This window comes from Nocardia sp. NPDC060220 (assembly GCF_042727815.1).
Taxonomy (GTDB): Bacteria; Actinomycetota; Actinomycetes; order Mycobacteriales; family Mycobacteriaceae; genus Nocardia.
The window spans coordinates 1-10,009 of the sequence record NZ_JBHWZY010000174.1 but is presented as its reverse complement, the minus strand read 5'-3'; the positions used below and the strand labels follow the sequence as shown (position 1 = coordinate 10,009).

Below are 10,009 nucleotides of genomic sequence, written 5' to 3'. Positions count from 1 at the left end.
CGCACGAACTCCTAAAGGACTCCTTTCGCTTACCGATGAACAATTGCGGGCGGTTGCCGAGCTTTCTATCAGATTGACTCGCTACCTACAGCCGTAACCCCGGTCTCTCTCGCAACACAGGGCAGCCAGAACCCGTCCACGGCACCTGGCACAGGCTCACTCAACTCCGGCAGCCTGGCGACACCGACTCTCCGGACTCGGCGGTCACGATTCGATCCCTGATTGTTTGACACAGGACCGCGAGTGAATCTCGAAATGCGCTGAGGGCTCGATGGTCTCGTATTCAACATCGCGGTGGAACGCCCGCGACAGTGTCCCGGCTATTCGACCCGAGCAGCGGGTAGGCGGATGCGCCGACAATTGCCGGCGCCTCGACAAACGCGTCTACTCTCCGCCGTGCCTGGCCCTGGGCGGGCCCACCGCTGTGGTGACCGCGTGATGATGCCAATGACCTGAGTCCGCTGATACGACGAAGTCCCGCGCACCGGGATCGGTGTGGGGGACTTTGCTGTGTTGCGACCCTGACGGGACTCGAACCCGCGACCTCCGCCGTGACAGGGCGGCGCGCTAACCAACTGCGCTACAGGGCCTTGCTTCGTTACGTCGGGGGATATTACCCGGTGGGCATCGGTTTCGGTAACCGAACAGGTCAGGCGGTGGATCGGGCGTTGACATTGACGTCAACGTCAACAACACTTGTGGCGGTGACCACCAGCGAGGCGCAGGAGCGGGCCAGGTCGGCGCGCAAGGACAGCGCTGGTCCGCGCCGGGGCGAGTTGCTGGATGCGGCAGCGCGGTGTTTCGCCGAGTGCGGGTACGACCAGACCTCGGTGGAGACGATCACCACGCGGGCGCGAGTCTCCCGGGCGACGTTCTACGCGTATTTCTCGTCCAAGGACGAGGTGTTCGGGGCGATCACCGAGCGGGTGTGCGCGCAGTTCCTGGCCGCGCAACTCGTGGTGGACGTCGAGGTCACCGCACCCGCCGAGGTCATCGGTGCCACCACGCGAGCGTTCGCGCAAGCCGTGTTCGCCAACGGCGCGCTGGTGGCGCTGATCGAGCACCGGGCGGGGATCGATCCCGCGATCGGCGCGCAGTGGTCGCAGGTGCGCACGCGTCTGCGCAAGCGATTCACCGCGTTTCTCGAACGCACCGAGGTCCGCGGCGGGATCGATCCGTGCGCCCCGCCGTCGCGGATCGTCGAGACTCTCGCCGACGCACTGCTGATCGGCGCCTCCCGGCTCGCCCGTGCCGACCGCGACCGGCGCGAACAGTTCATCACCGACCACATCGCCATCGCCGAACGACTGATCGGCTTCACCGGCCCGACCCGCACCAGCACCGAATCCGAGGACATCCCGTGAAGCTGCTCATCGCCAACCGCGGCGAGATCGCCCTGCGCGTCCTGCGCACCGCCGCCGAACTCGGCATCGACACCGTGGCGGTGTACGCCGAGGACGACGCCGACAATCCCGATGTGCACGCGGCGGGCGAGGCGATCCGGTTGGCGGGCACCGGCGCGACGGCCTACCTCGACCACGCCGCGATCCTCGCCGCCGCCAAGGAATCCGGCGCCGACTACTTGCATCCCGGCTACGGATTCCTCAGCGAGAATGCCGAATTCGCCCGTGCGTGCGCGGCCGACGGCGTCACGTTCGTCGGCCCCGATCCCTCGGTGCTCGACCTGTTCGGCGACAAGTCCTCGGCCCGCGCGACCGCCGTGGCCGCAGGCATCCCCGTCTTGCCCGCGACCGAGGGACCGACCACCGTCGAGCAGGTTCACGCGTTCTTCGGCACGCGCCCCGGCGCGATCATGATCAAGGCGTTGGCCGGTGGCGGCGGCCGTGGCATGCGGGTGGTGCGGAGCGCGCAGGAGATCGACGACGCGTACCGGCAGTGCGCCGCGGAAGCGCGGCTCGGTTTCGGCGATCCGGCGGTCTTCGCCGAGACGCTGTTCGAGAACGCCCGGCACATCGAAGTGCAGATCGTCGCCACCGGCGGCACAGCGCTGGCACTGGGTGATCGCGATTGCAGCGTGCAGCGCAGGCACCAGAAACTGCTCGAAATAGCGCCCGCGCAAGGACTTTCGGACACCCAGCGCAGAGAACTCCACGCGGCGGCGGCCCGGCTGTGTGCCCGCGTCGGCTATCGCGGGCTGGCCACCGTCGAGTTCCTGGTCTCCGACGCCGAATTCGTGTTCCTCGAGGTGAATCCGCGAATCCAAGTGGAGCACACCGTGACCGAGGAGGTCACCGGCGTGGATCTGGTCGCCGTGCAGCTGGCGATCGCCCAGGGCACGCCCTTCGACGAACTGGGGTTGCCGAGCGGAATCGTCTCCACTGGAACAGAATCCATCGGCGAACCGGCCGCCGCCGACGGTATCGCGATCCAGGCGAGGGTCAACATGGAAACGATGACGGCCGACGGTTCGGCGGTGCCGGCCGCGGGCACCCTGATCACCTTCGCACCCCCGGCCGGCCCCGGCGTGCGGGTCGACACCTTCGGTCGCGCCGGGCTGACTCCGAGCCCGCGCTACGACTCGCTGCTGGCCAAGGTGATCACCCGTACCCGCGGACAGTCCTTCCCCGCCGCCGCCCGCAAGGCCGCGACCGCACTCGCCGAGTTCACCGTGACCGGCATCGGCACGAACCTCTCGTTCCTGCGAGAGATCTTCGCCGACAGCACCTTCCAGTCGGGGCTCGCCACCACCAGCTTTCTCACCGAGCGGCTGATCGAACTCGTCTCGGCGGCACAGGCCGGTCAGCCCGAGGCCACGGTGACCGCGGTCGAGCTGTATCCAGGGCAGGAGGCCGTGCGCGCTCAGCTCGCGGGCACGGTGGTCGAGGTGGCCGACGAGGGTGTCGACGTCGGCGCGGGCGGTCAGCTCGCCGTGCTCGAGGCGATGAAGATGCAGCATGTGGCCAGCGCGCCCGATGCCGCCAGGACCGTCCGGGTGCTGGTCCGCCCCGGCCAGGTCGTCGCGCCGGGCGATCCGCTGGTCATCATCGCCCGCACCGGCGCGGACGAATCCGGCGGCGCGCACACAGAGTTGGATCCCGACCGCGTTCGCGCCGATGTCGACGAGATCCGCGCCAGGCGCCTCGTGACGCTGGACGAGTCCCGCCCGGCGGCCGTGGCCAAACGGCACCGGATCGGTCGCCGCACCGCCAGGGAGAACATCGCCGACCTGGTCGACGAGGGCAGCTTCGTCGAATACGGCGCACTCGCGCTCGCCGCACAACGCAGCAGACGCGCCGAAGCGGACCTGATCGCCAACACTCCCGCCGACGGCCTGGTCACCGGCTTGGCGACCATCGGCGCCGACCGCTTCGACAACGCCGAGGCGGTGGTGGTCTCCTACGACTACACCGTGCTCGCCGGCACCCAGGGCAAGAACAACCACGCCAAGACCGACCGCGCCTTCGAACTCGCCGAACGCAAGCGGATTCCGGTGGTGCTGTTCGCCGAGGGCGGCGGCGGCAGGCCGGGCGACACCGACGGGACCGGCATGGGCCTGGACGTGACGACCTTCCGCGCGCTCGGCGCGCTACGCGGCAAGGTGCCGCTGGTGACGATCGTGTCGGGCCGCTGCTTCGCGGGCAACGCCGCCCTGGCCGGTGTCTGCGACGTGATCATCGCGACGCCGGACGCCAATATCGGCATGGGCGGACCGGCGATGATCGAGGGCGGCGGGCTCGGCGCCTGCCGCCCCGAGGACATCGGTCCGATCGAGGTGCAGCGACGCAACGGTGTCGTCGACCTGGTCGCCCGCGACGAAGCGCACGCGGTGGCACTGGCCAAGCAGTACCTCGGCTACTTCCAGGGCCGGGTCGACGAATTCGAGGCACCGGATCCACGGCTGGCCCGGCACGTGGTGCCGGAGAACCGGTTGCGCGCCTACGACATCCACCGCGCCATCGACGCGATCGTCGACGTGGGCTCGGCGCTCGAGCTGCGGGCGGACTACGGGGTCGGCGTCGTCACCGCGCTGGTGCGGGTACACGGCGAACCGTTCGGCTTGATCGCCAACAGCAGCCACCATCTGGGCGGCGCGATCGATGCCGAGGCCGCCGACAAGATGGGCGAGTTCCTCACGCTGTGCCAATCGTTCGGGCTGCCGGTCGTCTCCCTGTGTGACACACCGGGTTTCATGGTCGGACCGGAGGCGGAGAAGACCGCGACGGTGCGCCGGTTCAGCAAGTTGTTCGTGCTCGGTGCGCAACTGAGCGTGCCGTTCGGCACCATCATCCTGCGCAAGGGGTACGGGCTCGGCGCGATGGCGATGGCGGCGGGCCACTTCCACGCGCCGCGGTTCACCGTCGCCTGGCCCACCGGCGAGATCGGGCCCATGGGGCTGGAGGGCGCCGTTCGCCTCGGATTCAGCAAAGAGCTCGCCGCCGTGACGGATCCGGACGAGCGCGAGACGCTGTTCCAGCAATTGCTCGCGATGGGCTACCAGGCGGGCAAGGCGCTCACCGCTGCCACGGGTTTCGAGCTCGACGATGTGATCGACCCCGCCGACACCCGCACCTGGATCGCCACCCTCGCCGACAGCCGGGCGCGCGGAGGGTCGTGCGGCAGCTCGGCCACTTGATACCACCTTCGCTCCCCGTGTGATTTACGACATATTTCCAGCCGGTCGCACCGCGCATGCGTCCAGACTTGAAGTTGACGTCAACTTTCAATAGATTCAGACCTGCGGATCACCGAGCAGCCATCGCTGATCGAACCCGGCCGGCGAGCAGGTCTGCGAACCCAGCCGGTACGGAACGAACGGAAGGAATTCTCGTGAGAGTTGCCGACAAAGTGGCCATCGTGACCGGTGGCGGCGCGGGCATCGGCGCCGCGCTGGCCGCCGCACTCGCCGCGGCGGGCGCGAAGGTGGTGGTGGCCGACCTCGACGAGCCCGCCGCGCTGGCGGTGTCGGAGCAGATCAACGCCGATCACCCCGGCACAACCGTCGGAGTCGGCGCCGACGCCGCCGTCACCGAGGAGATCCGCGGTCTGATCGCGGTGGCGCAGCAGCACTTCGGGCCCGTCGATCTGTACTTCGCCAATGCGGGCATCGTCGGCGCCGCCGGACTCGACGTCACCGACGACGAGTGGGACCGCTCGCTGGACGTGAACCTGCGCGCCCACATCCGTGCCGCGCGGCTGCTGGTGCCCGAGTGGGTCGAACGCGGTGCGGGCTACTTCATCAGCACCGCATCGGCCGCGGGACTGCTCACCCAGATCGGTTCGGCCACCTACTCGGTGAGCAAGCACGCCGCGGTCGGGTTCGCCGAGTGGCTCAGTGTCACCTACGGCGACCAAGGCGTGCGCGTCAGTTGCCTGTGCCCGATGGGCGTCAACACGAAACTGCTGTACGAGGGCCAGAATTCGGGCGAGGAGCTCGGCGCCACAGCGACCCGCGCCGTCGTCGCGGCGGGCGAGGTCCTCGAACCCGCCGACGTGGCCGACATCGTGCTCACGGCCGTCGACGCCGAGGACTTCCTGATCCTGCCGCATCCACAGGTGCTGGACATGTACCGCCACAAAGGCGCCGACTACGACCGCTGGCTGCGCGGCATGCGCCGCTACCAGTCGTCGCTGCTGGCCGAAACCCACTGAGCGAGAGACAAAGCCATGTCACTGTTCGATCTGAGCGATCGCGCGAAGAAGTATTCCGAAGACCTGCTCGACTTCATGGACGCGCACGTCTACCCGGCTGAGGCCGTCTACGAGGCGCAGATGCGCGAATCCGGCGACCCCCATTTCCAGCCGCCCGTCCTCGAAGAGCTCAAAGCCGAGGCCAAACGGCGCGGCCTGTGGAACCTCTTCCACCCGCACCCCGGGCGCGGACCCGGCCTCACCAACCTCGAGTACGCGCCGCTGGCCGAGATCATGGGCCGTAGCCACCTCGCCGCCGAGGCCTGCAACTGCAACGCCCCCGACACCGGCAACATGGAAGTGCTCGAGCTGTTCGGCACCGAGGAGCACAAAGAGAAGTACCTGAAGCCACTGCTCGACGGCACCATGGCGTCGGCGTTCGCGATGACCGAACCGCGGGTGGCCAGCTCCGACGCCACCAATATCGAACTGTCGATGGTGCGCGACGGCGACGACTACCTGCTCAACGGCCGAAAGTGGTTCGCCACCAACGCCTTGCACAAGAACTGTCGTGTGATGATCGTGATGGGCAAGACCGATCCCACCGCGGCGCCGCACCGTCAGCAGACCATGATGGTGGTCCCGATCGACGCACCGGGCGTCACGATCCTGCGCGGGCTGCCGGTCTTCGGCTACCAGGAACGCGAAGGCCACGCCGAGATCGACTTCGCCGACGTGCGCGTGCCCGCCACCGACGTGCTCAAAGGCGAGGGCGAGGGTTTCGCGATCAGCCAGGCCCGGCTCGGCCCCGGCCGCATCCACCACTGCATGCGCAGCATCGGGATGGCCGAACGCGCGCTGGAGATGATGTGCAAGCGCGCGCAGGCGCGGGTCACCTTCGGCGCGCCCATCGCCGACAACGCCAACATCGGGGACTGGATCGCCGAGTCGCGCATCGAGATCGAGATGATCCGGCTGCTCACGCTCAAGGCCGCGCACCTGATGGACACCGTCGGCAACAAGGCCGCGCGCACCGAGATCGCCGCCATCAAGGTGGCCGCGCCGAACATCGCGCTGAAGGTCGTCGACCGGGCCATTCAGGTACACGGCGCCGGCGGTGTCACCGACGACTTCCCGCTCGCCGCCGCCTGGGCGCACCTGCGCACACTGCGGCTCGCCGACGGCCCCGACGAAGTGCACAAGCGTGCCATCGCACGGCAGGAACTGCGCAAGTACAAGGAGAGCAACTGATATGACCGGACTGGATCTCACCGGCCGCACCGCCATCGTCACCGGCGCCTCCCGGGGCATCGGACTGGCGATCGCCCAGTCGCTGGCCACCGCGGGCGCGAACGTCGTGCTGACCGCGCGCACACAGGAATCCGCGGACGCGGCCGCGGCCCAGATCGTCGGCACCGCGATCGGAGTCGGCGCGCACGTCGTCGACGAAGACGCCGCGCGGCGCTCCGTCGAGCTGACCGTCGAGCGGTTCGGCAGCGTCGACATCCTGGTCAACAACGCGGGCACCAACCCGGCGTTCGGCCCGACGATCGACCAGGATCACGCCCGCTTCGCGAAGATCTTCGACGTGAATCTGTGGGCTCCCGTGCTGTGGACGCAGCTGGTCACCCGCGCGTGGATGGGCGAGCACGGCGGCGCGGTGGTCAACACCACCTCGATCGGCGGCCTGAGTCTCGAGCCCAACATCGGGCTGTACAACGCGTCCAAGGCGGCGCTGATCCACCTGACCAAGCAGTTGGCGATGGAACTGTCGCCGAAGGTGCGCGTCAACGCGATCGCGCCGGGCGTGGTGCGGACCAAGCTGGCCGAAGCGCTGTGGCAGGAGCAGGAGCGCGAGCTCTCGGCCTCGACCGCACTGGACCGGATCGGCGAGCCCGACGACGTCGCCGCCGCAGTGGCCTTCCTGGTCTCCGACGCGGCGAGCTGGATCACCGGCGAAACCATGGTGATCGACGGCGGCCAGCGGCTCGGCGACGTCGCCCCGTTCCGGAGCGGAGCCTCGGTCGGTGCCTGACGCACACGAGGTGGTCGGCGTCGACCCGGTCGCCATCGGAAGATGGTTCGCCGCGGTCGGCGTCGAGCACACCGCGCCACTGCGTTTCGACCGGATCGGCCTCGGCCAATCGAACCTGACCTATCTGGTGCGCGACGACGCGGACCGCCGATGGGTGCTGCGCAGGCCGCCGCTGGGGCACCTGCTCGCCTCCGCGCACGATGTGGTGCGCGAGGCCAGGATCATGGCGGCGCTCGAATCCACCGATGTCCCGGCGCCGCGGATTCTCGGTGTCGTCGACGATCCGGCGGTGTCGGAGGTACCGATGGTGCTGATGGAATTCGTCGACGGGCAGGTGGTCGACACCATGGCGATCGTGGAATCGCTGACCCACAGCGTCGTCGGGCCATCGCCGAATCGCTTCCGCGCACGCTGGCGAAGATCCACGCGGTCGACCTGGCTGCCGTCGGCCTCGCCGACCTGGCGAGTCACCGGCCCTACGCCGTCCGCCAGCTCAAACGGTGGGGCGGGCAATGGGAGCAATCCAAGACCCGGGAGTTGCCGGAGCTCGACGAGCTCACCCGCAGGCTCACCGCCGACATCCCGGAGCAGCGGGAGGTGACCCTCGTGCACGGCGACTTCCACCTGCGCAACGTGATCACCGCGCACGACACCGGCGAAGTCGTGGCCGCGCTGGACTGGGAACTGTCCACCCTCGGCGACCCGCTGGCCGACATGGGCAGCCTGCTCGCCTACTGGACGGAACCGGGCGAGAACACCGGCGGCGACTTTCCCGCGTCGGCACTGCCCGGTTTCCCGGACCGCGCGCAGATGTCGGCGGCCTACCTCGCGCTGACCGGCCGCGACCCGGCCGCCCTGCGCTACTGGCACGCCTTCGGGCTGTGGAAGCTCGCCGTCATCGCCGAGGGCGTGCTGCGCCGAGCGCGGGACACCCCGCAGAACAGGGCCGCCGCGGGCACCCCGACCGTCGAACGCATCGACGCGATCGTGCACAAGGCACTCGATCTCACCGAACACATCCAGACATGACTCGCACCGCAACCGAGACCGCCGCCGGCCAGGTCACTACCTCGCCGGCGGACCGAAGGACTGATCGACGATGAAAGCATGGCAGGTAACCGAACTCGGCGAACCGCGGGAAGTACTGCAGTTCAACGACATCGACGATCCGGTGGCCGGACCGGGGCAGGTGCTGGTGCGTGTCCTCGCGGCGCCGGCCAACTTCCCCGACGTGCTGCTGTGTCGTGGGCAGTACCAGGTCAAGCCGCCGCTGCCGTTCACGCCCGGCGTCGAACTGTGCGGTGAGGTGGTGGCGGTCGGCGACGGCGCCGATTTCGCGGTCGGTGACCGGATCGTCGGCACCACGAACCTGCCCGGTGGCGCGTTCGCCGAGCTGGCCGTGCTCGATGCCGACAGCGCGTTTCCCGCACCGGACTCCCTCGACGACGCCGAGGCCGCCGCACTGGTCATCGGCTATCAGACGAGTTGGTTCGCCCTGCACCGGCGCACTCGGGTGCAACCCGGCGAGACGCTGTTGGTGCACGCCGCCGCCGGTGGCGTGGGCAGTTCCGCCGTGCAGCTGGGCAAGGCGGCGGGCGCGCGGGTGATCGGTGTCGTCGGCGGCCCGGAGAAGGCCGACTACTGCCGCCGCCTCGGCGCCGACCTCGTGATCGACCGGCGCACAGAGGATTTCGTGCCGATCGTCAAAGAGTTCACCGGCGGCCGTGGCGCCGACGTGATCTACGACCCGGTCGGCGGCGACGCCTACGCCAAGTCCACCAAATGCATCGCCTTCGAAGGTCGCATCCTGGTGATCGGCTTCGCGGGCGGCACGATCCCCCAGCCCGCGCTCAATCACGCGCTGATCAAGAACTATTCGATCATCGGCCTGCACTGGGGGCTCTACAAGCAGTACAACCAGCAGGCGATCGCCGACTGCCACGCCGAGCTGTCGCGGCTGGCCGCGGCGGGCAAGGTGAGACCACTGATCAGCGAACGCCTTTCGCTCGTCGACGTCCCCGACGGCCTCGGCCGCCTCGGCGACGGCGACACCGTCGGCAGGCTCGTGTTCCACCCCCGGCTATAAATAGGGCATGGAACGACGTGCGGAGACCGCAGGCGACAGCGCGCCACCCTCGATGGCGCGCACCTCGCTGCTGCGCGAGCTGCCCGCCACGCCGCGCGGGCTGCGCACCAGGACAGCGCTGATCGACGCGGGACGGAAGGTGTTCGAGCGCACGGGATATCTCGATACCCGGCTCGTGGACATCACCCAGGAGGCCAAATGCTCCTCGGGCACCTTCTACACCTATTTCGCCGGCAAAGAGGAGATCTTCGCGGCGATCCTGGAGCACGCCCAGGAAGACATGATGCATCCCGGGATGG

General features: G+C 68.8%; 7 protein-coding genes, 1 tRNA gene and 1 pseudogene. 8 read left to right on the top strand and 1 reads right to left on the bottom strand.

The genetic code is table 11. From position 1 onward, the window contains the following. Nucleotides 1-516: 516 nt before the first annotated feature. Nucleotides 517-590, bottom strand: a tRNA-Asp gene (locus tag ACFWF3_RS11810). A 114-nt stretch (nucleotides 591-704) separates the two neighbouring features. On the opposite strand from ACFWF3_RS11810, the gene ACFWF3_RS11805 reads away from it, so the two are divergent. From ACFWF3_RS11805 to ACFWF3_RS11770, 8 genes and pseudogenes are all read left to right on the top strand, one after another. Then, the gene (locus ACFWF3_RS11805) at nucleotides 705-1,364 is read left to right on the top strand and encodes a TetR/AcrR family transcriptional regulator (RefSeq protein ID WP_379313642.1); all 660 of its coding nucleotides are present in this window, start codon (nucleotides 705-707) and stop codon (nucleotides 1,362-1,364) included. Continuing rightward, the gene (locus ACFWF3_RS11800; RefSeq protein ID WP_379313640.1) at nucleotides 1,361-4,594 is read left to right on the top strand and encodes a carboxyl transferase domain-containing protein; all 3,234 of its coding nucleotides are present in this window, start codon (nucleotides 1,361-1,363) and stop codon (nucleotides 4,592-4,594) included. Before ACFWF3_RS11805 ends, ACFWF3_RS11800 begins: the two co-directional genes overlap by 4 nt. 194 nt (nucleotides 4,595-4,788) lie before the next feature. Further along, nucleotides 4,789-5,610 carry an SDR family oxidoreductase gene (locus ACFWF3_RS11795; protein WP_379313639.1) on the top strand — a complete coding sequence of 274 codons (822 nt, stop codon included), beginning with the start codon at nucleotides 4,789-4,791 and terminating at the stop codon, nucleotides 5,608-5,610. A 15-nt stretch (nucleotides 5,611-5,625) separates the two neighbouring features. Next, the gene (locus ACFWF3_RS11790; RefSeq protein ID WP_378990552.1) at nucleotides 5,626-6,840 is read left to right on the top strand and encodes an acyl-CoA dehydrogenase family protein; all 1,215 of its coding nucleotides are present in this window, start codon (nucleotides 5,626-5,628) and stop codon (nucleotides 6,838-6,840) included. Nucleotide 6,841: 1 nt separating this feature from the next. After that, nucleotides 6,842-7,624, top strand: a complete 783-nt coding sequence (locus ACFWF3_RS11785) for an SDR family oxidoreductase (protein ID WP_379313637.1) — start codon at nucleotides 6,842-6,844, stop codon at nucleotides 7,622-7,624. 10 nt (nucleotides 7,625-7,634) lie between these two features. Further along, nucleotides 7,635-8,653, top strand: a pseudogene (locus tag ACFWF3_RS11780) (phosphotransferase family protein). Between the two features lie 70 nt (nucleotides 8,654-8,723). After that, complete coding sequence (locus ACFWF3_RS11775; RefSeq protein ID WP_379313636.1) at nucleotides 8,724-9,710, top strand: NADPH:quinone oxidoreductase family protein; 987 nt, start codon at nucleotides 8,724-8,726, stop codon at nucleotides 9,708-9,710. Between the two features lie 52 nt (nucleotides 9,711-9,762). Beyond that, on the top strand, nucleotides 9,763-10,009 hold a 247-nt coding region (locus tag ACFWF3_RS11770), incomplete at its 3' end, for a TetR/AcrR family transcriptional regulator (RefSeq protein ID WP_379313643.1).

What these genes read in the sequence shown, in the direction of transcription:
- ACFWF3_RS11785 (WP_379313637.1), top strand. Translation starts at nt 6,842, where the DNA reads ATGACCGGACTGGATCTCACCGGCCGCACCGCCATCGTCACCGGCGCC.
- ACFWF3_RS11775 (WP_379313636.1), top strand. Translation starts at nt 8,724, where the DNA reads ATGAAAGCATGGCAGGTAACCGAACTCGGCGAACCGCGGGAAGTACTG.
- ACFWF3_RS11790 (WP_378990552.1), top strand. Translation starts at nt 5,626, where the DNA reads ATGTCACTGTTCGATCTGAGCGATCGCGCGAAGAAGTATTCCGAAGAC.